Here is a 26170-nt window from a genome sequence, read left to right on the forward strand (position 1 = left end):
TCTTTGCAAACACAAACTAACGAAAAAGAATTATGAAATTTACGTTACTCGTAGTAGGACGCACCGTTGAGAAACATTTTATTACTGCCATTAACGATTATACGGAACGTACCAAACGGTATGCGTCGTTCGACATGGAGGTGATTCCGGAACTGAAGAACACCAAAAGTCTTACCCCCGAACTACAGAAGGAAAAAGAAGGAGAGCTTATACTGAAATCGCTTCAGCCGGGAGACGTGGTGGTGCTGTTAGACGAACACGGAAAGGAGTTCCGCTCCATCGAATTTGCAAACTGGATAGAGCGGAAAATGCACACGGTAAGCAAGCGGCTGGTATTCATCATCGGCGGACCATACGGGTTTTCGCCCGCCGTTTATGCGGCTGCCCACGAAAAGATATCGCTGTCGAAAATGACGTTCTCACACCAGATGATTCGCCTCATCTTCATCGAGCAGCTATATCGCGGGCTGAGCATCCTGCACAACAGCCCCTACCACCACGAGTAGAACCGTTTATCCCATTAGCGCAAACGCAGAATGTCGCCCACGTTCGGTGCCGGAGCATCTTCATCCATCTTGTTCAGCTTATACAGGTTTTTCAGCCGGATACCGAACTTCTGGGATATGGAATACATGGAGTCGCCGGCGCGTACCACGTAGACGATGTTGTCTTTCGTGGCGCGTTTCATTTTCTTTTCCAAGTAAATCACTTCGCCGCCCCTGAACTGGTAATCTTTCGGCAATTCGTTATACGTACGGAGTTTCTTCTTGCTGATACCCAATTCTTTTGACAGCGATTTGAAAGTATCGCCGCGACGGGCTATCACGTATAACATGCCGTTTGCCAAATAAGGCTGGTGCGGATTCGGGAACTCTTCCACCCACTTCAGTCCGCCTTTCCGGTCGTAATTATCAAGGTCGTACAGCTCGATGATGTTAATCAGCCGGTCGGCATAACGCGGGTCGGTGGCGTAACCCGCTTTTTTCAATCCCCTTGCCCACCCTTTGTAATCGGTTATTTTCAACCGGAACAAAAAGGCATAGCGTGCGCCGTTACTCAGAAAAAGCGAGTGGTCGCGGTACGAGTCTTTCGGACTGTCGTAAGCGCGGAAACACTCATTGGGGGCATCGTCATTGGCACGGACGGTTTTCCCGTCCCAGCTTCCGCCGCATTTTATACCGAAGTGATTGTTCGACCGACGCGCCAACGCGCTTTTTCCCGCCCCCGATTCTAACAAGCCCTGTGCCAACGTGATGCTTGCGGGTATGCGGAAGCGGTGCATTTCGTCGACCGCTACTTTACGATATTTATGGATATAACTTTCGTACGCTTTGTTACGACGCTGGGCCGCACTGCCCACACAGGCCATGCTTACCAAGCAACATATCAAGATATAACGTAATAACTTCATTTCTTTCCGGTGTTAATACTATGCCCCGCAAAGATAGCGGATTGCTTTCTGATAAAAACTTAAAAATACAGAAATTTACAAGGAGAGATTGTTTTTTTCTTACATTTGTAAGAACAGAAAATGTAACATTACTGCCATGAAAGAAATTAAATTAGACATCCGAATCCGTGCTTTAAGCTACAACGAACTGAGTGAAGAAGACCGTCGGCTGACAGATCTTGCCAAAGAAGCCACACGGCGAAGTTACTCGCCTTACTCCGGCTTTTCAGTGGGCGCAGCCGCACTGCTTGCCAACGGAGCAACCGTAACGGGCAGTAATCAGGAAAACGCCGCCTACCCCTCAGGAATATGCGCCGAACGAACTACCCTGTTCTACGCCAATTCGCAATATCCCGACCAAGCCGTAAAGACACTTGCCATTGCCGCCCGCACGGTATCAGGGTTTATCGACACTCCCATCCCTCCCTGCGGAGCCTGCCGGCAGGTATTGCTTGAAACGGAGCAACGCTACCACCAGCCTATCCGTATCTTGTTATACGGCGAAAAAGAAATTTATCAGATAGACGGAGTAAAAGACTTGTTGCCGCTCTCGTTTGGCGGAGATTTCTTGTCAAAGTAACTGCCTTGAGTTTTCAAACAGTCAATAAAAAAGGCAAGTCCCGACTGTTTCCAGCCGTGGCTTGCCTAACCTTTGCGCATTTCTGCGCATCCCAATAAAATACAAATATATGGTTAAGAATCTGTTTGAATTGTCCGATAAAGTAACCTCACCGCCCCCTTTTCAAGGCATGAAAAACGCTACCCGAAGAACGAATCAACACTATGGGTAGAAACGGGCAACGCTACCGCATGAAACGACCAACGCTAACGGTAGCGTTTTTCCCGATGTAAAATCATTAAAGCCGGACCACCCAAACAGGCTCCAAACGATTCATTTACTTGCAATTACTCTTGCGGCGGGAAGATGAACCCGTTTCCTCCGTTGTCATCGAAAGTGTAAGTAGAGTGTTTGGGCAAATCTTTCCCACTCTTACTCCAATCCCACAGTTTCGTATCATCCTCTACCACCTCGCCGGTTTCACGGTCTCTCTTTTTACCGTTCAGCGGATAGTAAAGCAACAGATTTTCATCGTCGGGGTTTACCATCTTCCATACGTTCGAAGCAATCTCCTGCGGTGTTCTTGCCGTTTTCCAGAAACGAACCTCGCGAATCAGCTCATTCGAGCCTCCAATCCAGAAACCGATCAATCCGTAAGGCCCTGTCCGTATTTCACGTTCAGCCACCAAAGCCCCGTTGACGTAAACAGAGTTTTTCTGTCCGTCGTAAACGAAAGCCAACATATACCATGTATCAGGCTGAGCCGAGAACTTATCGGCAGGAATATCTATCTGCGAACTTCCGGTTTTAATCTGCAACTGGTTCGGATTAATCGTCACGTCACCAAAACGTACATAGATTTCGTCCAGCGTGCTGGCATTTGCAACCAGCTTGGTTCCGCAGATAGACCGGTTGTTGCTTCTATAGCTTGAGCGGTTTACCATAACCTCCATCGTCCATTGGTCAACTTTGAAGTCGCTTGGGAACATGGTATTATCTTCACTACCCGAACCCCGACCGTCTGTACTGATGCGAAGCGCTTTCGTATTTACCCGCTGCTCAAGTACCAGCAAGGTTTCTTCCTGTCCCTTGATAACATTCACATCGCCACCTGTGATGCGGACGGGCAGCGCGTAATTACCTTCCATTGAAAATTTTACGTTTTTCAAAGTAATCGGCACATCTACCATAGCATAACGGGGCATGAAGGTTACGTTTTGAGATATTTCGTACATCTCTTTCGGAAGCACAATATAGTTCGTTCCGTTTTTCGCATTATATGCCTTCAGTTGCTCCTCACTCCCCGCTTCCAGCGTAACATTCACCTCGCGGGTATCCTGAACCGCCAAAGCCACTTGAAGTCCGTCAATCTTCGTATCTTTATCTTCTTCCACGAAGCTCTGCAAAATACCTTTGGTAGCTATATAAACACCTTGTTCGCTTTGAAATTCATCCAACGGATTTTTATATAATTCGTTTTGGCAACTGCTTGCCAGAAACAACAGAATCATCCAACAAATATTCTTTTTCATATAAGCCATTTTTTATGTTACTCAAAATTACTGGGATATACCTGATTACCGTAATACAACGCCATTCTCAACCATTTGTAAGGCGGGTCATTGGGAAAATCGTACTCCATGTGATAAGTACCTACACCTCCTATTCGTTTTCCGCTGGGCAAATCAAGCGTTGCATAATCAAGAATCTGAGTTCCTTCCATGTTATTCAGCTCCTCGCGTTCACTCGTATATCCCCGTATGCCTCCGGTTTTCCAACCTTGTTCAAACTCTACGGTGATAATCGTTTTGCGCTCCCAGTCATCCAAATTGGGTTTATTGATTTTCCGGATAACCGAGGATGTTCTTGACTCCCAGTATGCCTGATAGATATAGAAATCGACCAACTTGGAAGTTTCGGTAGACAACAAGTCGGGCTGACCGTCCATTACCAGCAACCGTCCGGCAGGGCGCAGGCGATTACTCAAGGTCTCAATGAACACCTGCATGTTATTATTGCCTTCGGGACTGATGTAATAACCATTTGCCAACGTTCCCGAATGTCCGTACCCGGGTTCGTAGTCGATGTCGAAACCATCGAGGTTATATTTCTCAATGCTGTCACAAATAGCGTTGGCATAGGCTTTCACCCCTTCTAAAAAATCACCTTTACCTTTTTCTTCCACCCAATACTGTGTGGCGTTCATGCCTTTGGGCGTCAGTTGGTCTCCCAAATCCTGAATAATCCAGCACAAGAGAGCTTTTCCGCCTTTTACTTCCTGAAAGAACTTCAGGTCGGCTTTCTGTTCTTCCGACAAAGAACCTCTGGTTCCCCAAAGCGATACGAAATCCACACTGTCGGGCAACATCTTCAGATAATTCTGGGCATTATTTCCTTTCCCCGTCCAGTTACCGAACCACCCGAAGCCTCTTACGTGAGGTGTATTTCTGTATTCGCGTATCCGCTTGAAATGTTCACGCATGGTCGGTGTCAAGTCGTCTTCACTTTGAGCTTCAATCAACGGAATCCGCTTGTACAAGCCTTCCTGATTTTCAAATATCTCTCTTTCTTCCGATGTCCAATCAGAACAGCTTGTAACGCATAATGCTGCTATTCCGATGTATAAATATTTTAGTAGTTTCATATAACTTACGCTTCTTTAAAATGGATTAAACGATTACTGATTAGGCTGTTTAGGTCTGTCTGAACGTACCCACCACATTTTAGTGGCTCCTATATCATCACCTCCCAACAGTTTCGGGATTTCCGCCATGTTAGGATTAGAATTATAAGCCGTGGGAGCAAACCGGAAACGTTCGGGCGCTCTGGTATCTTCAACCGATGCACCGATACGTCCGGCAGCAGCCCCGTCCATCGGTTTCATGATGTAAGGGAATCCGGTACGGCGGTATTCAGTCCAAGCCTCTACCGCGTTCGGATAAAGCGCCAGATACTTCTGAGTGATAATCTTCTGCAACTGCTCGTCCTTCTGCGGCAGGCTTCCCGTATAATCGTCCCACTTGGGAGAAGTGTTGCCGATACTTAAATCGTGACCATAGTCGCCATACCAGTAAGCCATCGTTCTAATCCCTAACGGCTTATCGGTAGTCTCCAGATAATCTGCCGTAAAGCCATTCACTCCATTTTCTTGGAAAGACATGCTCACACCCTGTTCGTAAAACGTTTGCGGGTCTCCCTCCATCAGATTATAAAGGGCAGCCTCAGCCTTCAGGAAGTAAGTTTCAGACGCTCTGAACCAATACAGCGGTGAGTTTGCATCAATGTTAGGGCGTGAAGCGAACTTTTCCGACCAAGTAGTTTCCTGCTTCGAGTTCGTATTTTCCGGTGCTACCGCAAAATAATCTTTCTGCATATAACTGCCATAACCATACGTACCTTGCGTAAAATATACGCTTATCCGCGGGTCTCTGTATCCGCGCAGGTATCCCCAGATGGTGGCTCCCATTCGGGTTTCATTGTAATCGTTCACAGATGCCATCATCGAATTCAGCAACGGCATCTTGGCGGAAGTCTGGATTTTGGCTTCGCTTGCAATATCTTCAATCACTCCGCCGTTCTTGGGGTCTAATGCTTTGGCAATATATTCGCGTGCCAATGCCTCGTCTTTGAAGTGAACTCTTACTGCCATTCGCAGCATCAAAGAGTTTGCCAGCTTCACCCAGTTCTGTACGTTACCGTCGTATATCAAATCATATTGCGACATAACTCTGTAAGAAATGGTATTCAGCAGTTCGACCGACTTAGCCAAATCAGCCATCATGGTTTTATAAACCACCTCCTGACTGTCGAACTTCGGAGCAATGCTTCCATCGCCGGCAGAAGTATAGGCGATAGGACCAAATACATCCGTAGCACGCAGCCAAGCCACGTTTCTTACAATATTTGCCATCTCCAAGATAGCCTGTTCAGAAGGAGATTCGGCATCTTTTGCTATCTCATAGATTTCGTTCCACGGCAAAAAGATTGACGAATAGAAATTCTGATAGGCATAATTCATTCTGCTATCAGTAAAGTTCCAGTTCGATTCGTTGTTAAATCCCCAGTTATTATTATTTCCAAAATAACCGATATAGTTACCCGACGAAATCAAATCTGTATTTTGCAAATCGTTTCCCGGTCCTGTTGTCAAGCTGGGCGAACCGATAGGAATCACTCTTTGCTGCATATTCATAAAACGCGCACCGTATTTAAGAGGCCCTAATTCTTCATCAGAAACACCGTAAGGATCCGTGTTAACGGTCTCGTAATCGCAAGCTGACATCGAACAAAGTGTCAAAAGCAGAATTATATATTTTTTCATATTCAATTCCTTTATTTTATTTTAAAATCCAAACTTCAAACTCAAGCCATAAACAGACTGACTGGGCAACATGAAATAATCATATCCTTGACCAAAAGTTCCCGTAGAAGCTGTCAGCTCGGGGTCGTAAGGAGCTTTGTTATAAATCATCCACAGATTTGTACCGTATACAGACAGACTGACGTTATTCACTACGTTCTTAAACCACTTGTCTGGGAAATTATAAGTCAATCGGGCTTCCTGTAATCTAACGTTGGTAGCAGAATAGGTATAATAAGCATCCAAGTTAGACACCGCTTCATAATATGCTTTAGGATCTACCTGAAAATGTCCGAGCGATACACCTCCGGCATTGCGTACTTTAGCCGAAGCCTCTGATACGCCGTATTTATCCAACACCGCCTGCGTTTTCGATATTACGATACCGCCGATACGCGCCGTAAACAGCAGGTTCAGGTTAAAGCCTTTATATCCGAAGCCGTTTTGCCAGCCCAAATTCCATTTCGGGTTTACGCTGCCCAGCTTATACGGAGTGGTAGTTTCGGTGGTCAAGGCTTGTCCGGGCTGATAATCTACATAATTATCTTCATCGCGCTTCAGCCATTCATTGGCGTAAACCGTACCGATTTCTTCTCCTTCTCTCAAGCGGAATCGTCCTACCTGTATGTCGGTCAGGTCGATCTGCGTATTGGTTACAGGATTCAGCACATTGCGTGCCAGCCGGACAATTTTGTTTTTATTAGTAGTGGCGGTAAGCGTTGTATTATAATTGAATCCGCCCCAAGTCTTGTCGAATCCTACCGTCAGTTCAATACCTTTATTCTGAACGTTTCCTGCCTGTACGAACATGTATTCGTAACTGCTGCCCAGCGTGGCTTTCAGCAACTGGTTATACGTGTTCGAATGATAATATGTAAATCCGAGTGTAAGCGCATTGTTAAACCATCTGGAGTCGATACCCACTTCGTAAGAACGGGTTCTCTCTGCCTTCAGATTCGATACCGGATAATACTTAAAGGGTTTGAACGTACCTCCTTGAAGCTCGTGAGTCAGCGTTCCGGGAGTAAGTCCGGTATAAAGGATAGGCGAACCTACCTCGGTATACGATGTTCTTACTTTCAAAAAGCCCAGAGTAGGAGCCAATGTTTCTCTAACCTTGTCGGGCAACAATTCTGTTACGAGGACAGACAATCCTACCGACGGGTAGAATATCCACGGTTCGTCGCTGTTTACCAGTTGCGAAGGCTTGTCGGCTCTTCCCGTCAGCGTGAAGTATAATGCTGACTTCCATGACAGTTCGGCTGAAGCAAACAGAGCGAAGTTTCTTTTGCGGCTATCGCCTCCCGTTTGGCTGGCGTAGCTTTGGGTGGGGTCGATGTTGCTGTACGCAAACTTGTTCGGAACTAAAAGCAGTTGTCCGCCGTAGCCCCGTCCTTTGGTATCGTATTCCTCAAACGATGTTCCGACATTGACCGTTGCATGGTAGATTTCAGCAAACTGTTTGTCGAAGTTCACCATAATATCGGCATATTTCTGTTTGTACGTCTCGTTAGAGTAAGCATAAAATCCGTTTGCTCCGGCGTATGTGTTAATCGTCGAAGCATAACGCTTGTCTTCTTTCTCGGTATAGGTATTATCCAGACGAACACGTCCTACGATATTCAAGTAACGGGTAATATCATACTTCAGCGATGCATATAACATGTAGCGGTCTTTCACCTCGGGGCGGATATTGCGATATGCAATCCAATACGGGTTTTGGATATCGAAACCGAAATCGCCCGGAGTCCACTGCTGTTCCGAATAGCCCAGCTCACTGTTAAAGCGCTCAAAGTATTTTTCACGTCCGAACTCCTCACCGCGGGGATACAAGTATGCCCCAACGATAGGGTTGAAATATGTTCCGTAAGAAATCATGTTGTTATAATACTCACGGATATAGCTTACAGACGCATCCAGCGTCAGTTTATCGTTCAGAAATTTAGCCGTATTTCTCAGCGTGACATTGTAACGATGATACTTATTATTGGGTACAATACCGGCCGAATTAACAGCTGCGACAGAAAAATAAGTCTGATTTTTATCATTTCCGGTTGAAAGATTAAATGAATTGTTAAAGGTAGTTCCCAGCTCGAAGAAATCTTTCGGATTATAACACGGCTGGTTTTCCAACTTATCGCCCCATGAATAGTAATTGCCGGAAATGCCATACTCGTTCTGGAACTTAGGCAGCATCATCGGCGTCATAAATTCTACGGATGACGATACTCCGATGCGCATTTTTCCCGCCGCACCTTTCTTGGTATTGATAAGGATAACTCCGTTTGCGGCACTTGCACCATACAGGGCGGCTGCCGACGGACCGGTAAGTACCGACACGCTTTCGATGTCTTCCGGGTTCAGATTGGCGATACCTTCTCCCGACGTGCGTCCCTTGCCGAAGCCTGTTCCGTCTCCCTCACGATCGGCTTGGTTTCCTACGGGAACACCGTCGATTACATACAGCACGTTGTTATCGCCGTTGATAGACTTGTTTCCGCGCATTGTCACACGTGTACCTCCGCCCACGCCCGAAGCGCTGCGCTGGATGTTCACACCGGCTACTTTACCGTTCAGGCTGTTGACAAAGTTGGCGTCTTTCACCGATGTAAGCATTTCATTGTCCACCTTCTGAACATTATAGCTCAACGCCTTTTCAGAACGCTTAATACCCAAAGCCGTAACCACCACTTCGTCTATCTTCTGCGAGTCTTCGGTCATCACGATGTTCAGGGGCAACGTGGCGTTCAGCAACTGAATCGTTTGGGTGGCATAACCGATGTAAGAAACAGCCAACACATCGTTTCTGTCGGCTTCAATCTTGAAACGTCCGTCTACATCCGTAATCGTTCCGGCTGAAGTCCCTTTCACTACGATGCTTACTCCTATCAGGGGTTCACCGTCTTTATCGGTAATCTTTCCGGTGATTTCATTACCGGTTTGGGCGAAAACTTGGATTTGCAAAAATAATATACTTAAAAAAGTGAGAAGTATCCACTGATGAACTGTGCGCCCACTATTTTTTTCCATAAATTTGTACATCTTTTTAGTATTAAGTAAATAGGTTATTAGTGTAAGATCAATTTCAGAACAGCATGAAATATGCTGACAATAGATGGATTCGATTTCATATCCGGAAGGCACGGTCTTTCCTTACGGGTACTTTTTTGCATAGCTGTTTAAGGTTATTCAAGGTTAATTAAACTGTATATATATGTGATTTTTATCATGTAATTCTAATAACAATAAAACCCCGATATTGTTCACTGTTTTTTTCTACCGCATGAACGCCTCAACTCTACCCATAGAAACCAAGTGTTCTTCGGGTAGAAACAGCCAACGCTATGGGAAGAAATTTTACGCTTAAAAATCAACAAGTTACAAACAGCGTTTACAGCAGGGCGGGAAAATAAGGCAATACAGATTTCTGTATAAAAATAAAAACAAAAAAACAGCATCAAGAAAATCTCTATCTTCTCAATGTTGTTCTTCTTATGATACATCACCGGCGACTTTTCCGCTGCTCATATTCATCATAAAAGAAGCTGTTTCTTGAAATAAAGGCAAGAGGAATAGTCAATCATTTGACTAATTCAGAAAAAAGTCATACCTTTGCAGCCGTAAAACTAAACGGTCGCAAAATAGGATGGAAGAAGGAGAAGAGTTTAGAGAACTCATGTTAGAAGTATTCCGTACCCGCATGGCGTTCCGGCGTGCCATGCAACGAACTTTGAGAAAAAACCATGCAGGGATAACGTTTGAAATGCTTCAAGTATTATGTAGCCTGTGGTATGAACAAGGTATTACCCAACAAGTTTTATCAGAACGGATAGCCAAAGACAAAGCGTGTCTTACCAACTTAATGAACAATCTGGAGAAAAAAGGGTACGTATGCCGCAAAGAAGACCCTACCGACCGACGAAACAAGTTGGTTTTTCTTACGCCGAAAGGCGAAAAATTTAAAGAAGACATTCGTCCCATACTCGGACAAGTGTACGAAAAAGCAGAACATATTATAGGAAAGGAAAGCATCCAAACCATGTTGTCTGAATTAAGAACTGTATATAATGTGCTTGAAAATGTATAAGAAAACACTTACCGTCATTCTTTTTTTAGCATCGCTTTCCATCGGCTCTACAAGGGCGGCAGAACATGCCGACACGCTGTTTCTACCGGTAGAGCGGTTGTTTGAAAGGGGTGTGAAATATAATTTGCAACTTCAGGCCGACGCACTGGAGACGGCTATGGCGCACGAACGGACGAAAACGGCGCGCACATCTCGGCTGCCGGACTTGCAAATCGGGCTACGAGGCGGATATGTGGGACAGCCGGTTGTGTTTCAACACGGATTATCAGACCCTACGCATCCTGAAACGCCTGATTGGTCGCAAAATTATGCCATCGACTTTACGCAACCGCTTTACGAGGGTGGACGTATCCGTTACTCCATCCGCCAAGCGGACATGGAAAAACAGGTGGCGGAACTGCAACAGTTAAGCGATGAAGCCGAGGTCAAGCTCAGCCTGCTGAACCAATACATGAACCTGTTCAGCCTGTTTAAGCAACACGAGGTACTGTCACGAAACATCGAGGAATCGGAAATCCGCCTTCACGACATACGGCGCATGAAAAAAGAGGGGCTGATTACGAACAACGACGTATTACGCAGCGAAATGCAACTTACGAACGACCGCCTGTCGCTGCAAGAAACCGAAAACAGCATCGCATTGGTTTCGCAGCAGTTAAACATCCTGTTAGGGCAAGATGAAACGCTATTACTGAAGCCCGACACTACCCTGCTTTACCGCTCCGTGGCGTTAAGCGATTACGATGAGTACATCGAACAAGCCTATACCAACGACCCGGCAATGAAGCTACTGAAAAAGCAAACCGAACTGGCGGAAAACGGCGTACGCTTAAACAAAGCAGCCTACTTGCCTGTCGTTTCTTTATATGCTTCGAATACATTGGCACGTCCCCTGTCGCGCACAATGGCAGACATGTATAACAATACATGGAACGTGGGATTGTCGGTTTCTTATCCGCTGTCTTCGCTATTCAAGGAAAATCATCGGATAAAAGAAAGCAAACTGCAGGTTTCTCTGCGCAAAAACGAAGAAAGCCAAAAACAACAAAACATACGCATAGAGGTACGCACTGCTTACTTGCGACACAAAGAGGCGTTGCTGCAAGTCGAGGCGTTGAAGCTGTCGGTACGTCAGGCAGAAGAGAATTACCGAATCATGCAAAACCGCTATATGAACCAGCTGGCTATACTGACCGACCTGCTCGACGCCAACTCGGTAAGGCTTAACGTAGAACTGCAACTCACAACGGCACGCACACGAGTTATTTATACCTATTACCAATTATTAAAAGCCTGCGGAAGAATTTAGCCGGCACTTACAAACGCAAAAAACTCGTCTATGGAATTGATGGAAAAACAAAAAAAGCTAAGAAAATTAAGAACGCGCAACATTGTTCTCAACATCGTATGTATTCTTTTGGCAGGCTCAGGCTTGTGGTGGACTGTCAACTACTTCTGGCGATACATCAACTATGAAATAACCAACGATGCGTTTATCGACCAATATGTAGCTCCACTGAACATCCGGGTTTCGGGATATATCAAAGAAGTGCGTTTCAAAGAACACCAATACGTGCGTCAAGGCGACACCTTGCTGATACTTGACAACCGCGAATATCAGATAAGGGTGAAAGAGGCGGAAGCTGCCCTGCTCGATGCCCACGGGTCACAGTCGGTACTTCATTCGGGTATCGAGACATCGCACACCAACATAGCCGTTCAAGATGCCAACATTGCCGAAGCCAAAGCCCAACTATGGCAGTTGGAACAAGATTACCACCGCTTTGAGCGGTTGCTGAAAGAAGAATCGGTTCCTCAGCAACAGTTTGAACAGACTAAAGCTGCCTACGAAGCTGCACAGGCCCGTTATCAGGCTTTACTTGAGCAAAAACGGGCGGCACAATCGCAATACACCGAAACCAGCAAGCGTACCATCAGTGCCGAAGCCGCCATCATGCAGCGTGAAGCCGACCTTGACCTTGCCCGGCTGAATCTTTCTTACACCGTACTTACCGCACCTTACGATGGTTATATGGGACGCCGCACGCTGGAACCGGGGCAATACGTATCGGCAGGGCAAACCATTTCTTACCTCGTCCGCAATACCGACAAATGGGTTACGGCTAATTACAAGGAAACGCAAATCCGAAACATCTTCATCGGACAGGAAGTACGCATCAAGGTCGACGCGCTGCCGGGACGGATATTCAAGGGCAGGGTTACGGCAATATCCGAAGCCACCGGCTCGAAATACTCACTCGTCCCGACCGATAACTCGGCAGGCAACTTTGTGAAAGTACAACAACGCATTCCTGTACGGATAGACCTTGAGGATGTGAGCCTCAACGACATGGCGCATCTAAGAGCCGGAATGATGGTAGAAACTGAAGCCTTACGCCAATGATGACGATGAAATCACTGGACGTACCTGTCCGCCAATGGGTCCCCGACTGGCTGGGGATTGCCATTCTCTTTATCATCCTCCTGCCGGTAACGATGCTGAACGGCTCGTATACGGGCAGTTCGCTGGAAGTATCCAACACGTTGGGCACATATACCGAAGACATTACAATGGGATATTATGCTACTTCGGCAGGCATGGCGATAGCTTATCCCATTGTCCCGAAAGTGCTCGATACGTTTTCGTCTAAGTTTATTCTGCTAACCGACCTCATCCTGCAGTTTTTCCTCAGCTGGATATGTGCTTATTCCGAAAACATAGATATCGTTATCGTATGCAGTTTTGCCATCGGCTTTCTAAAAGGATTTCTTATGTTATGGCTTATCCGCCGCATCCAAAAGATATTCAGCCCGCGGAACATACGTAGCGAGTTTTATGCCTACTTCTATCCTATCGTATTCAGCGGCGGACAGTTGTCGATGCTTGTCACCGTCGAACTGGCGTATTACTATAACTGGAAGTATATGTATTATTTCATGATGCTTCTTATCGCGATAGCCATTTTATGTGTCATCATCTGCTTCCGCCATAACCGCAGCTTGGAGAAAATACCTGTTTCCGAACTCCATGTGCGCGAAATGTTTGTCATCTCCGCCGGAATACTGATGCTGATATATGTCATTAACTACGGAAAGGTGCTCGACTGGATGGCTTCTCCGAAGATATGTGCCTACATCGTCATCGCTCCGATGCTGATTACTTATTTCATCTGGATGCAGTCTCATTCCCAGAAACCGTTTGTGAGTCTGGCACCGCTGTATCAGCCTAAAGCCATCGTAGGATATTTTTACATGATGCTTGTGATGTTTTTCAGCACATCCACCACTTTAATAACCAATTACCTCAATTCCATATTGAAGGTAGATACCACCCACTTGTATTCACTTTATATTTATCTGATTCCCGGATATTTCCTCGGAGCCTTTATTTGTTTCTGGTGGTTCAGGTGGCAACGATGGCGTTTCCGCTTTCTGATAGCAGGCGGCATGGCATGTTTTGCGTTCTTCTTCGGCTCGCTGTATTTTACCATTTCGCCGGACAGCACCTACGAAATGTTGTATCTGCCTATCTTTTTCAGAGGGTTGGGGATGCTTGTGCTGATTATCGCATTCGCACTGTTTGCCGTAGAAGATTTAAACCCGAAATACTTGTTGGCAAATGCCTTTTTCCTGATACTTACGCGGTCGGCATTAGCACCCATCATGGCTACCGCGTTTTACAGCAACGTCTTATACCGGCTGGAACAGAAATACCTGCATTCGCTGTCCGAGACGGTAACCATGGCAGACCCCATTGCCGCCGCTCGTTACGACCAGTCGCTAAACACTTATCTGGCGCAAGGGCATGGATACGATGAGGCTGTACGCATGGCTACTAATTCTTTATACGGCACTCTTCAGGAGCAAAGTTTATTGCTGTCGCTGAAAGAGATATTGGGCTACCTGTTTGTGATAACGCTCGTCATAGCCATCGTTTCGCGCTTCATCCCTTTCCATAAGACCATTCGTGTGAAATATACGAAAGCGGGCGACGATATGGTTTAAGAGTTTTTGGTGTTTTGAGTTTGCTGTTTCTTGTTTTTTTCATTCCTTTGTAAGCAGTAAACTCAAAACTTATTGATATGACTCGCAAATGCCTCACTTTATTCTGCCTCGGATTGCTGTTGCTTACTGTTTCAGCAGCAAAGGCAGCACGCATCGACACGCTGTCGGTAGAAAGTCCGAAAATGAAAAAAAACATCGAAGTGTTGGTCATCGTCCCCGACCAATGCAAGGCGTCGGCACCCTGCCCCACTGTGTATTTGCTTCACGGGTATGGCGGAAATGCCCGCTCGTGGTTAAAACTGAAGCCCGAACTTCCCCAAATGGCAGATGCCGACGGCATCATCGTTGTTTGTCCGTACGGAGAAAACAGTTGGTACTGGGACAGCCCGCTGCAAACAGGCAGCCAGTTTGAAACGTTTGTTTCTTCAGAACTGGTAAATTACATCGACAGCCATTACCCTACTGTAGCCGACCGCCGCGCAAGGGCGATTACGGGGTTCAGCATGGGCGGACACGGAGGCATGTGGCTATCCATCCGTCATAAAGACATCTTCGGAGCAGGCGGAAGCATGAGCGGAGGAGTAGACATCCGCCCGTTTCCGGATAATTGGGACATGAAAAAGCAATTAGGAGAAGAAGCTGCCAATCAGGGACGCTGGGACGCACATACAGCCATCAACCAGCTGGACAGACTGAAAGACGGCGACCTTGCCATGATTATCGACTGCGGTACGGAGGATTTCTTTTACGATGTGAATCTGAAATTCCACCAAGCACTGGCGGAACGCGGAATCCACCACGACTTCATCAGCCGTCCGGGAGTACACAATGAGGCATACTGGAACAACTCGATGGATTACCAATGGCTGTTTTTCAAAAAGTTCTTTAACGGATACCGCGATACCCCGGTGAAATGACAATCTTCCTATACGACCATACGTTCGAGGGGCTTCTTACCGCCCTTTTCGACGCTTATTTCCGTAAGCGGTTCCCCGACATGCTACTTACCGACGGCGAACCGCTTCCGCTGTTTTACGATGAATCGTATACCGTAACCACCGACACTGAAAAGGCTGAACGTGTATGGAAGGGGCTGCAAAAGAAACTCTCCGCCGGCGGGCTGAGCTGTTTTTCACAATGCTGGCTGTCGGAACTGCCCGAAGCCCCGATGCTGATGTTCCGCTACATGAGAAAGGTATTCGAATCGCCCGGTTTTTCGGAAACAAATTTTGCAGATACCGACGTGCTGACTTTGTTTCAGCTCAGCAAAAAGGTAAGCGGCGAACGTTACCGTGTCCTTCAGTTCATGCGTTTCCAAAAGACTGCCGAAGGCATCTATTTCGGCATAATGGCACCCATCTACAACGTTATTCCGCTCACCATTGAGCATTTCCGCGACCGCTTTACCGACCAGCGTTGGCTGATTTACGACAGCAGGCGACAATACGGTTATTACTACGACGGAGAGATGGTAAACGAAATCACCTTTACCGAACCTCGGCAGGCGCATCTGATAACAGGCATACTTGACGACGACCTCTTGGCGCAAGACGAACGGTTAATACAATCAATGTGGAAAAACTATTTCAAATCCATCTGCATCAAAGAGCGTATCAATCCGCGCAAGCATAAAAAAGACCTGCCCGTCCGTTATTGGAAATACCTCACAGAAAAGCTCTAAAGAGCCTGTTCTTTCGCCCCAAAAACGCTACTCGAAAAACCACTTTACGCTATGGGAAGAACCGGTTAACGCTACCGCATAAGATAAGTAACGCTACCCATACCGTTTTACGCGCCTTTACCGTGACGGGAAAAGAATGTATATATCTTGCTGAAGGTTGTAACTAATTTACAGATTTTCAGGTCCACATGAATCAGAAAACAAATAAAATCATTATTTTTGCTTCATACTTAATCACTGGCTACTATGGACAATTTAATTCAACTGGACACGATAGAAAAATACAATAACCTATTCGGGCTTGAAACTTTTCATCCGCTGGTAAGCGTGGTCGATCTGAATAATGCTACCAAATTTCCAACCCACTTCACGGTTAATTACGGTATATATGCACTCTTTTTGAAGCAAACCAAGTGTGGAGACATACGCTACGGAAGACAGATATATGATTACAGTGAAGGTACAATCACCAGTTTCGCACCCGGGCAGGTGGTAGAAACCGACATGCCCGAAGGCGTAAAACCTTCGGCTTTGGGCGTTTTGTTTCATCCGGACTTGATAAAGGGGACATCGCTGGGACAGGAAATCAAATCGTACTCATTTTTCTCGTACAATTCGAACGAGGCGTTGCATTTGTCGGAAGAAGAGAAAGAAATCTTTTTAGACTGCCTGAAGAAGACGCAAATGGAACTGATACATCCCATAGACAGGCTCAGCAAACGGCTGATAGCCCGAAATATCCAATTACTGTTAGACTACTGTATGCGCTTTTACAACCGTCAGTTTATCACTCGCGCAGAAGCCAACAAAGATATACTTACCCGGTTTGAAACGTTGCTCGACTCTTATTTCCAAAGCGGGAAGCCTCAAACGGAAGGACTGCCTACGGTGAAATATTTTGCCGACCAAGTATATCTTTCTCCGAATTACTTTGGAGACCTGATAAAGAAGGAAACCGGCAAAACGGCACAAGAATACATACAGAATAAAATAATAGATGCCGCCAAAGAGCAACTCATCGCAACAAAGAAAACAGTCAGCGAAATAGCCTATGAACTGGGCTTCCAATATTCGCAGCATTTCAACCGGCTTTTCAAAAAGAACGTGGGATATACTCCTACCGAGTATAGGAAACTCCCCGTATGAAAGAATAAAGGCTTAAACCTCGAACAGTGTGTCGGGATAACCGATATCGACCAGAAAAAGGGCATGTCCCGGTACGGAAGTCCCCGCACTGCAACGGTTTTTCTCTTCGATAACCCTGCGAAAGCCATCGACAGTAAGTTTCCCTCGTCCCACTTCGACCAGCGTACCGACTACGGCACGCACCATGTTTCTTAAAAAACGGTCGGCACGAATCGTGAATACCCATTCGTCGGGCGCTTCCTGTTCCCAACGGGCATACATGATTCGGCAATTATTGGTTTTCACATCGGTATGCAGCTTGCTGAAGCTGGTGAAATCAGTATAATCGAAAAGGGTTTGCGCCGCTTCATTCATCTTATCGAAATCCAACGACTGGAATACCCTCCACGCATACATGCGGTTAAAGGGGTCTTTTCGCGTGGTAATGTAATATTTATAAGTACGATAAGTAGCATCGAAACGTGCGTGTGCGTCAGGTTTCACCTCACATACGCGGTAAACGGCAATATCCGCAGGCAGCAAACGGTTCAGTTTGTCGGTTACTTCCTCAACATCCAGACGGGTTTCAAAGTCGAAGTGTGCCACCATCAGCCGAGCATGTACCCCCGCGTCGGTACGCCCCGCTCCTACCACTTCCACCTGCCGGCGCAAGAATGTAGACAAGGCTTTCATCAATGTTTCTTGCACACTCGCCCCGTTAGGCTGAATCTGCCAGCCATGATAATTCGTACCGTCGTATCCCAAATAAATAAAATACCGAAACATACCCCTTGCCCTGTTTTATCTTGCCGTAATATGGAAACATCCCTGACGCAACTCATACTTCACGTAACAGCGGTCTGCCTTGCGCAAATCGCGCAACACTTCTGAAAGCACCAACTTCAGCGTATCGGCGCTAACATCCTGCATCGGACGTCCGTCCGGGTCTTCCACCTTTTTAAAACGTTTCCAGCTTACATCGAACGTAGTTCCGTAGAAGTGACAAGAGTTAAGCGATGCATTCCCGTTCGTACGTCGCAAGCGTTTCACATCTTCTTTTGTCCGCGTTACAGAAGTTACAATTATTTTATTCGGATTAAGCCCCTTGTTTTCCAAAGAATCCAGAAAGTTCACTCCAATGGTATCAAGCAACGCACTTGCCTGTGGAATCAGATAGGGAATAGAATGAGTAAGCGAATCCATATCGTAGCGTTCGCAGGGGGTTATCTTTACCAGACTGCCTACCATCTCATCGGCTTCCTCGCGCGAGCTGATAGGACGGATGCCTATTTTCTTAGCCGTAGCCAGTTGTACCGCATTTACGTCACCAAACGAACGCTTGTAACTAACCACTCCACGAATATTGCGGGGCTGATTCATTTTCATCGACATATCTTTTTCTGCACAGCCGGTTACCGACATACCGACAAACAAGATACAAGCAAAGCAACCATATAATAATCTCTTCATATTAGCATTGTCTTTATTTGATTTGCCGACAAAATTAATACTTTTTTCTTTATATCACCTCATTTAAGAGCTTATCCCTATATTCGCGCGGCGATACGCCCAAATAACGTTTCACATATTTCCCGAAAAACGACAAACTGGGGAAATCAAGTTCGTTGGCTATTTCCTTTATGCTTTTCCGCGTACGCTTCAACTGGTATTCCACATCTTTCATTACGTAACGGTTTATCCAATCCGAAGCTGTTTTTCCACTAACGTCTTTACATACAGCCGAAAGGTATTTAGCTGTTACGTGCAGGCGGTCGGCATAATAAGCCACCGAACGTTTCTTGGGGTAAGAGGAAGATAGTTGGTCGAGGAACGAACGGAACAGATTGTCGCCCGATGTATAAGAAAGATTAGCCGGTTCGACGAAACGTTCCAATGCGCTTCCGAAATCATACATAAACGCCTGCAACAAAGCCTCCATCAATTCTTTATGGTATTTGCATGGCGTACCCGTAAGCCGCGAACGCAACAACTCAAAATACTGCAAGAATGTTTTGACCTCTTCTTCATTCAACGAAAATACCGGATATTTTTCAAGAAACATTTTCATATTCCAGTTATGCCCGATAAGCATTCCGATATGAGTCATATACTCCGGCGACAGAATAAATCCGCAGCAATCGAAATCCACACTCATCATACCGTGTTCAAGGATTACGTTAGGCAAGCAAATCAATATATCGTTTGCATGGATCGTATACTCCCTGTCGTCTATGTAGAGCGCGCCTCTCCCTTTCAAGCAAAGCGTTACGGCAAATACCTCTACCTTAGCCACCGTGTTTTCCCCGATATTATGTACATTGTCAATAATGGCAAAACGATTATCGTAAAAAGTTGCCACTTTTTCCAACAATTCTGTATTCTCAAGATCTCCAACAATTATACCTTTTTCTTCCATAACCTATATTACATTGCATTGAGACAGCATTTCATCCGCAAAATAACGGAATATCCTTAAATTAGCAATCATACATATTTCGTTGCAACTATCCCATATTTCCTAATTACTCATAAAGTAAAGAAATACAGAACATTTTATTCTTAAAAAGAAGCTGATATTTCCAGAAATCTTAGTTTCTTTGCATTCGGAAAATCATATAGACATACATCAATGAATATCACGTTAGAAATCGGTTTACTCGTAGGTTCGTTTCTTATTTTTTGCAGCATTCTTATCAGTAAAACAGGATACCGGTTCGGTATTCCTACCTTGTTGATGTTCCTCTTGGCGGGAATGCTGTTCGGAAGCGACGGTTTAGGCATCCAGTTCCATAACATTTCCGAGGCGCAAAACATCGGAACGATAGCTTTATGTATCATCTTGTTCAGCGGAGGTATGGAAACCAAATGGAAAGACATCCGCCCCATCTTGATGCCGGGAGTCATGCTGTCTACCGTAGGGGTGTTGCTTACCACGCTTATTACGGGGATATTTATCTATTGGATATCGGGATGGCAACACACCGAAATCGGGTTTAGCCTGTTAGGTTCGCTGCTGCTTGCCGCCACCATGTCGTCTACCGACTCGGCTTCGGTGTTTAACACCCTGCGTACGCAGCGCATTAATTTGAAAAACAACCTTCGCCCCATGCTGGAACTGGAAAGCGGAAGTAACGACCCGATGGCATACATGCTCACCATCATCTTAATCCAGTGTATCCAAACCGGACATTTGTCGGGCATGGAGATAGCCGGCTCACTGTTGCTCCAGTTTGCCGTAGGAGGCATCGGAGGGTATTTCTTCGGCAAGCTGACGGTGTGGGTGGTAAACCGCATCAATCTTAAAAACGGCGAGTTATACTCCATTCTGGTTTTAAGTTTCATATTCATTATTTACTGTATTGCGTATTTGCTGAAAGGGAACGGATATTTAGCGGTTTACATTGCCGGAATGGTAATAGGGAACAGTAATTTATTCAAGAAAAAAGAAATCGGCACCTTCTTAAACGGCATGACGTGGCTGCTTCAGGTCATCATGTTCCTTATTTTAGGATTGCTGGTTAATCCGCACGAAATGTTGGGCGTAACCATAACAGCCATACTCGTAAGCCTGTTCATGAATCTGATAGCACGCCCGGTCAGTGTGTGGCTCAGCCTGCTGCCGTTCGGCAATAAAATCAGCCATAAGTCGAAGGCTTTCATCTCATGGGTCGGATTGCGTGGCGCCGCCCCGATTATCTTTGCCACTTACCCGGCGGTGGAGCAGGTAAACGGTGCCGACCAGATATTCAACATCGTATTCTTCGTTACGCTGCTTTCACTGCTTGTTCAGGGCATGTCGCTTTCATGGGTTGCCAAGAAATTAGGCTTGTCGACGCCCGTACCCGATACGGAGGAAAACTTTGGCATCGAAATCCCTGAAACGGTGGGCAGCCAGCTTCACGAGGTGTACTGCACGCATCAGCTTCTGTCGCACGGAAAGCATATTCGCGACATCCCTTTTCCGAAAGGAGTATTGGTAATGATGATAAAACGTGGAGAAGATTACATCGTTCCGAACGGTAATGTTGAACTGAAAGAGGGCGACATCCTGTTGCTGATTGCAGAGAATGCGGTGGAGACTCCTGCTCCTCCTCCTGCCAACCCGCAGGCGTAAACCGACAAAGAAAGCCGATACAGGTACGGATTACAATAGTTTTTCGTACCTTTGCAACCGCTTACTGCTCAAAAAACTAAAAAGACTTAAAACTTAAAAATCTAAAGACATGTTTGAAAAAGGAAACAGAGCTAACACCTTACATGGCATTCTTTTGATTGCCTTATTTTCATTCGCGGCTTTCTATATCGCCGAGATTCCGTTTGTAAAAAGCCTCTCTTTCAGTCCGCTGATTGTGGGTATCATCTTAGGAATGCTATATGCCAACAGCTTGCGCAACAAGCTGCCCGAAACGTGGGTTCCGGGCATCAAGTTCTGTACCAAACAGATTCTGCGCACGGGTATCGTGCTTTATGGTTTCCGCCTTACGCTGACGCAGGTGGCGGCGGTAGGGCTTCCGGCAGTGGTTATCGACACCATCATTGTGGCAGGTACGATTTTCCTCGGTGTATGGCTGGGCAAGCTGTTGAAAATGGATAAGGATACTTCGCTGATGACGGCAACGGGAAGTTCCATTTGTGGCGCAGCCGCCGTATTAGGAGCCGAGCCGGTGGTAAAATGTGAAGGACATAAAACCGCCATTGCCGTATCTACGGTGGTTATCTTCGGTACGATTTCGATGTTTCTTTACCCGATACTTTACCGCGCCGGACTGCTTGACGCACTTGGCAATACGGGAGTTGCCATCTATACGGGCAGTACGCTTCACGAAGTGGCTCACGTTGCGGGTGCGGGTAATGCGATGGACCCTACCGACTCTTTGGGCATAGCCGGAACTGCCACCATCACAAAGATGATTCGCGTAATGATGCTTGCCCCGGTACTGGTGATTATGAGTTTTGCTCTTGCAGGACGAAAGACCAAGAATGCCGAAGGGAAAACGGAAAAAAGCAAAATCACCATTCCGTGGTTTGCCTTCGGATTTATCGGCATCATTTGCCTCAACTCGCTCTTACAGTATCTGTTAGGAGTAGAGAGTGTTAAGGATATTCCGCTGAACGGGGCTATCGAATACATCGACACATTCATGCTGACGATGGCAATGACAGCGTTGGGAACGGATACGAGCATCGAGAAATTCAAGCAGGCAGGTGCAAAACCGTTTGTGTTGGCATTCTTGCTTTACGTCTGGTTGGTAGTAGGAGGTTACTTGCTTACCAAATATCTTGTACCGGCTTTAGTATAACCGGAAAACATCGGTTTGAACATAAAAGAACATGCCCATGGATTTGCAAATTCACGAGCATGTTCTTTTTATATATCCCAATGGGATGGGGTGATTTACGCTATGGGAAGCGTTATCCTGCGCTATGGGATGCGTTGACTTACGCTATGGGAAGCGTTACCCTGCGCTATGGAATGCGTCTACCCCAGCTCTTCGGAACGGATTCCCAGTGCTTGAAGTATGCCGAATCCTAATAGTTCAAAGCCATAATCGTGCTCATAATCCGGTGGATTCATGCCAAACCTTGTGATGCTTTCTTTTCCCTTTATCTCACTGATGACTTCTTCTAACGCCGGAGCGTAATCTTCTTCATCGGGCACGAAGATGATGCGCTTTACTTCTTTCGACTCGCCTGCCAACTGAAGTGATTCGCTGAACAAATCTTCGCGTTTTGCCATGCCCGACGGCTGGAATGCGTAGAGCGAAAACTCTCCCACCGCACTTTTAAAGCCCACGTTATGAAGTTCTGTCTCTAAACCGGACGGCTTACAAAACTCCATTTTCGTTTTTCCGGCTTGATATATAAAGATGACTTGTATCTCCGATTCGCCCGGCTGTACACCGGCGTCCAGCGCCAGACATTCTAACAACACCGCTAAATCGGCTTTCGGCAACTCTCGGTTGACTATCGGTGCGAAATGCGCCACCATGTCGCGCCCCACCCGGTCAAGGTAAACGGCATCGACCAGCAACACCGTGGGAGCAAATTTGATTTTCTGTTCCATTCGTCCTTATTTTATTTGAGGGATAAAGGTACAGCTTTTCCCCGAAATACACAAATGCTGACATTTTGTTAGGAAATGCGACAATATTTCAGTTTAAGAACATGATTATCTGACATTTATACAGATTCAGAACGTTTTTTGGAGGTTGGCAAAGATTTTGGGGTTTAGTTGGCGTTCCGATTAACCCGGATAGGGAAAAAGGAACAGAAATAACCCTGATAAAAATAGAAAGGAGAACATTATATGAACTTTAACAACTTTACAATCAAATCGCAAGAAGCGGTGCAACAGGCTGTCAACTTGGTACAGACCAACGGACAGCAGGCCATCGAACCGGAACACTTGCTGGCAGGCGTGCTGAAAGTAGGAGAAAACGTTACAAATTTCCTCTTCCAGAAACTGGGCATGAACGGTCAGCAAATCGCTACGGTACTTGACAGGCAAATCGCTTCGCTGCCGAAGGTATCGGGAGGAGAACCTTACCTGAGCCGCGACACCAACGAGGTATTGCAGAAAGCTGTGGAATACTCAAAGGAACTGGGCGACGAATATGTTTCGCTGGAGGCTATCATCCTCGCTTTGCTGAACGTGAAAAGTACCGTGTCTACCATGTTGAAGGATGCGGGCATGACAGATAAGGAACTGCGTGCTGCCATCTCGGAACTGAGACAGGGACAGAAAGTAACGTCGCAGTCGAGCGAAGACACTTACCAGTCGCTGAACAAGTATGCCGTCAACCTCATCGAAGCGGCGCGTAACGGAAAGCTCGACCCGGTTATCGGACGTGACGAGGAAATCCGCCGGGTACTGCAAATCTTGAGCCGCCGAACCAAGAACAACCCGATTCTGATAGGTGAACCGGGTACGGGTAAAACGGCTATCGTAGAGGGGCTTGCGCAACGTATCCTGCGTGGCGACGTGCCTGAAAACCTGAAGAACAAGCAGCTCTACTCACTGGATATGGGTGCGCTTGTTGCGGGTGCAAAATACAAAGGTGAGTTTGAGGAACGACTGAAATCGGTTATCAACGAGGTAACGAAATCGGAAGGAAACATCATCTTGTTCATCGATGAGATTCATACGCTGGTGGGTGCCGGAAAGGGTGAAGGCGCAATGGATGCGGCAAACATCCTGAAACCGGCGTTGGCACGTGGCGAACTGAGAAGCATCGGTGCGACAACCCTCGATGAGTATCAGAAGTATTTTGAAAAAGATAAGGCGCTGGAGCGTCGTTTCCAGACCGTAATGGTAGACGAACCGGATACGGCAAGTTCTATTTCCATCCTGCGTGGACTGAAGGAGCGTTACGAGAACCACCATCAGGTACGTATCAAAGATGAGGCGATTATCGCTGCGGTAGAGTTGAGTAACCGTTACATTACCGACCGTTTCTTGCCGGACAAGGCAATCGACCTGATGGATGAAGCGGCTGCTAAACTGAGAATGGAACGCGACTCGCTTCCGGAGGAACTTGACGAAATAGAGCGTCGGTTAAAACAGCTCGAAATAGAACGCGAAGCTATCAAGCGCGAGAAAGACGAAGCGAAATTGGCTCAGCTGAACAAAGAAATAGCCGAGCTGAAAGAGCAGGAAACGTCGTACAAGGCTAAATGGCAGAGCGAAAAGGAACTGGTGAACAAAATTCAGCAGAACAAGCAACAGATAGAACAACTGAAGTTTGAAGCGGAACGTGCCGAACGGGAAGGCGACTACGGAAAAGTGGCAGAGATCCGGTACGGTAAGTTGCAAGCCTTAGAGAATGAGATAAAAAGCATCCAAGAGGACTTGAAACGCAAGCAGGGCGACAACGCCATGATTAAAGAGGAAGTTACCGCCGAAGACATTGCCGACGTGGTATCACGCTGGACGGGAATACCGGTAAGCAAGATGATGCAGAGTGAACGCGACAAGTTGCTTCACTTGGAGGACGAACTGCATAAGCGTGTAGTGGGTCAGGACGAGGCTATTCAGGCAGTGGCAGACGCCGTCCGCCGCAGCCGTGCCGGACTGCAAGACCCGAAGCGTCCGATTGGTTCGTTTATCTTCCTCGGTACCACGGGTGTCGGTAAAACAGAGTTGGCGAAAGCATTGGCAGAATACCTGTTCGATGACGAGTCGCTGATGACACGTATCGACATGAGCGAGTATCAGGAAAAGCATTCAGTGTCTCGATTGATTGGTGCGCCTCCGGGATATGTAGGTTACGATGAAGGCGGTCAGCTTACCGAGGCAGTGCGCCGCAAACCGTATTCGGTAGTGTTGTTCGATGAAATCGAGAAGGCTCACCCCGACGTGTTCAACATCTTGCTGCAAGTGTTGGACGACGGACGTCTGACGGATAACAAGGGACGGACGGTGAACTTTAAGAATACCATCATCATCATGACTTCGAATCTCGGCAGTGCGTACATCCAGAGTCAGTTTGAGAAGATAACGGATGCTAACCACGACCAGATAGTAGAGGAAACGAAGACGGAAGTGCTGAACATGCTGAAGAAAACCATACGCCCGGAGTTCTTGAACCGTATCGATGAAATCATCATGTTCCAACCGTTGAACAAGCCTCAGATAGAACAAATCGTGCGCTTGCAGATAAATGGCATCCGGAAGATGTTGGAGGAAAACGGCGTAACGTTGCAACTGAGCGACCAAGCCATCAACTTCATCGCTACCGCCGGTTACGACCCCGAATTTGGTGCGCGTCCGGTAAAACGTGCCATCCAGCGTTACCTGCTGAACGACTTGTCGAAGAAACTGCTTTCACAGGAAGTAGACCGCACGAAACCGATTATCGTGGAGCGGAGCAGCGATGGACTGATGTTCCGCAACTGATAAATCC

Annotated in this window: 21 protein-coding genes; 12 read left to right on the forward strand and 9 right to left on the reverse strand. The window is 46.5% G+C overall.

Translation table 11 applies throughout. The annotated features are described in order from the left end of the window. Positions 1-32: 32 nt before the first annotated feature. Positions 33-506, forward strand: coding sequence for a 23S rRNA (pseudouridine(1915)-N(3))-methyltransferase RlmH (rlmH, locus tag H9626_RS04165; RefSeq protein WP_178256809.1), 474 nt, complete (start codon positions 33-35; stop codon positions 504-506). A 14-nt stretch (positions 507-520) separates the two neighbouring features. Here the strand turns inward: rlmH and H9626_RS04170 are convergent, their stop codons facing one another. Beyond that, the gene (locus H9626_RS04170; protein WP_178256808.1) at positions 521-1411 is read right to left on the reverse strand and encodes a glucosaminidase domain-containing protein; all 891 of its coding nucleotides are present in this window, start codon (positions 1409-1411) and stop codon (positions 521-523) included. Between the two features lie 136 nt (positions 1412-1547). On the opposite strand from H9626_RS04170, the gene H9626_RS04175 reads away from it, so the two are divergent. After that, complete coding sequence (locus tag H9626_RS04175) at positions 1548-2030, forward strand: cytidine deaminase (RefSeq protein WP_178256662.1); 483 nt, start codon at positions 1548-1550, stop codon at positions 2028-2030. Between the two features lie 326 nt (positions 2031-2356). On the opposite strand, the gene H9626_RS04180 is transcribed toward H9626_RS04175, so the two are convergent. From H9626_RS04180 to H9626_RS04195, 4 genes are read right to left on the reverse strand one after another with little or no spacing between them, the layout of a single operon-like run. Beyond that, positions 2357-3541, reverse strand: a complete 1185-nt coding sequence (locus H9626_RS04180; protein WP_191709659.1) for a DUF1735 and LamG domain-containing protein — start codon at positions 3539-3541, stop codon at positions 2357-2359. A 17-nt stretch (positions 3542-3558) separates the two neighbouring features. Then, positions 3559-4653, reverse strand: coding sequence for an endo-beta-N-acetylglucosaminidase (locus H9626_RS04185; RefSeq protein WP_191709660.1), 1095 nt, complete (start codon positions 4651-4653; stop codon positions 3559-3561). Between the two features lie 33 nt (positions 4654-4686). Next, complete coding sequence (locus tag H9626_RS04190) at positions 4687-6330, reverse strand: SusD/RagB family nutrient-binding outer membrane lipoprotein (protein WP_191709661.1); 1644 nt, start codon at positions 6328-6330, stop codon at positions 4687-4689. A gap of 21 nt (positions 6331-6351) precedes the next feature. Beyond that, positions 6352-9399, reverse strand: a complete 3048-nt coding sequence (locus H9626_RS04195; RefSeq protein WP_191709662.1) for a SusC/RagA family TonB-linked outer membrane protein — start codon at positions 9397-9399, stop codon at positions 6352-6354. 616 nt (positions 9400-10015) lie between these two features. Between H9626_RS04195 and H9626_RS04200 the strand changes: the two genes are divergently transcribed. The 7 genes from H9626_RS04200 to H9626_RS04230 all read left to right on the forward strand — a co-directional run bounded on the left by H9626_RS04200 (position 10016) and on the right by H9626_RS04230 (position 17288). Beyond that, complete coding sequence (locus tag H9626_RS04200) at positions 10016-10456, forward strand: MarR family winged helix-turn-helix transcriptional regulator (protein ID WP_178256667.1); 441 nt, start codon at positions 10016-10018, stop codon at positions 10454-10456. Then, on the forward strand, positions 10437-11765 hold the full coding sequence (locus H9626_RS04205; protein WP_191709663.1) for a TolC family protein: 1329 nt from the start codon (positions 10437-10439) through the stop codon (positions 11763-11765). Before H9626_RS04200 ends, H9626_RS04205 begins: the two co-directional genes overlap by 20 nt. Before the next feature lie 30 nt (positions 11766-11795). After that, the gene (locus tag H9626_RS04210; RefSeq protein WP_178256669.1) at positions 11796-12860 is read left to right on the forward strand and encodes an HlyD family secretion protein; all 1065 of its coding nucleotides are present in this window, start codon (positions 11796-11798) and stop codon (positions 12858-12860) included. After that, entirely contained in the window at positions 12857-14461 is a 1605-nt protein-coding gene (locus H9626_RS04215) for an MFS transporter (protein WP_178256670.1), read from the forward strand. The genes H9626_RS04210 and H9626_RS04215 overlap by 4 nt, the downstream gene beginning before the upstream one ends. A gap of 77 nt (positions 14462-14538) precedes the next feature. Further along, positions 14539-15378 (forward strand): alpha/beta hydrolase, encoded by an 840-nt coding sequence (locus H9626_RS04220; RefSeq protein WP_178256671.1) that lies wholly within the window; start codon positions 14539-14541, stop codon positions 15376-15378. Beyond that, entirely contained in the window at positions 15375-16142 is a 768-nt protein-coding gene (locus H9626_RS04225; RefSeq protein ID WP_191709664.1) for a TIGR03915 family putative DNA repair protein, read from the forward strand. Before H9626_RS04220 ends, H9626_RS04225 begins: the two co-directional genes overlap by 4 nt. Positions 16143-16388: 246 nt before the next feature. After that, complete coding sequence (locus H9626_RS04230) at positions 16389-17288, forward strand: helix-turn-helix domain-containing protein (RefSeq protein ID WP_178256673.1); 900 nt, start codon at positions 16389-16391, stop codon at positions 17286-17288. 12 nt (positions 17289-17300) lie between these two features. On the opposite strand, the gene truA is transcribed toward H9626_RS04230, so the two are convergent. From truA to H9626_RS04245, 3 genes are read right to left on the reverse strand one after another with little or no spacing between them, the layout of a single operon-like run. Next, positions 17301-18053, reverse strand: coding sequence for a tRNA pseudouridine(38-40) synthase TruA (gene truA, locus H9626_RS04235; protein WP_191709665.1), 753 nt, complete (start codon positions 18051-18053; stop codon positions 17301-17303). Positions 18054-18068: 15 nt separating this feature from the next. Continuing rightward, complete coding sequence (locus H9626_RS04240) at positions 18069-18737, reverse strand: DUF5715 family protein (protein WP_178256675.1); 669 nt, start codon at positions 18735-18737, stop codon at positions 18069-18071. A 49-nt stretch (positions 18738-18786) separates the two neighbouring features. Next, positions 18787-19683, reverse strand: a complete 897-nt coding sequence (locus H9626_RS04245; RefSeq protein ID WP_178256676.1) for an AraC family transcriptional regulator — start codon at positions 19681-19683, stop codon at positions 18787-18789. 213 nt (positions 19684-19896) lie between these two features. On the opposite strand from H9626_RS04245, the gene H9626_RS04250 reads away from it, so the two are divergent. Together H9626_RS04250 and H9626_RS04255 are read left to right on the forward strand one after the other, a co-directional pair. Then, the gene (locus H9626_RS04250; protein WP_178257373.1) at positions 19897-21381 is read left to right on the forward strand and encodes a potassium/proton antiporter; all 1485 of its coding nucleotides are present in this window, start codon (positions 19897-19899) and stop codon (positions 21379-21381) included. A 109-nt stretch (positions 21382-21490) separates the two neighbouring features. Further along, positions 21491-22567 carry a YeiH family protein gene (locus H9626_RS04255; RefSeq protein ID WP_191709666.1) on the forward strand — a complete coding sequence of 359 codons (1077 nt, stop codon included), beginning with the start codon at positions 21491-21493 and terminating at the stop codon, positions 22565-22567. Between the two features lie 179 nt (positions 22568-22746). On the opposite strand, the gene H9626_RS04260 is transcribed toward H9626_RS04255, so the two are convergent. After that, on the reverse strand, positions 22747-23331 hold the full coding sequence (locus H9626_RS04260) for a DUF6621 family protein (RefSeq protein WP_191709667.1): 585 nt from the start codon (positions 23329-23331) through the stop codon (positions 22747-22749). A gap of 243 nt (positions 23332-23574) precedes the next feature. Here H9626_RS04260 and clpB point away from each other — a divergent pair, with 243 nt between their 5' ends. Further along, complete coding sequence (gene clpB, locus H9626_RS04265) at positions 23575-26163, forward strand: ATP-dependent chaperone ClpB (RefSeq protein ID WP_178257376.1); 2589 nt, start codon at positions 23575-23577, stop codon at positions 26161-26163. The last annotated feature ends 7 nt before the right edge of the window (positions 26164-26170 follow it).

The sequence above is a fragment of the Phocaeicola faecium genome, assembly GCF_014837055.1.
In the GTDB taxonomy this organism is placed as follows: Bacteria; Bacteroidota; Bacteroidia; order Bacteroidales; family Bacteroidaceae; genus Phocaeicola; species Phocaeicola gallinarum.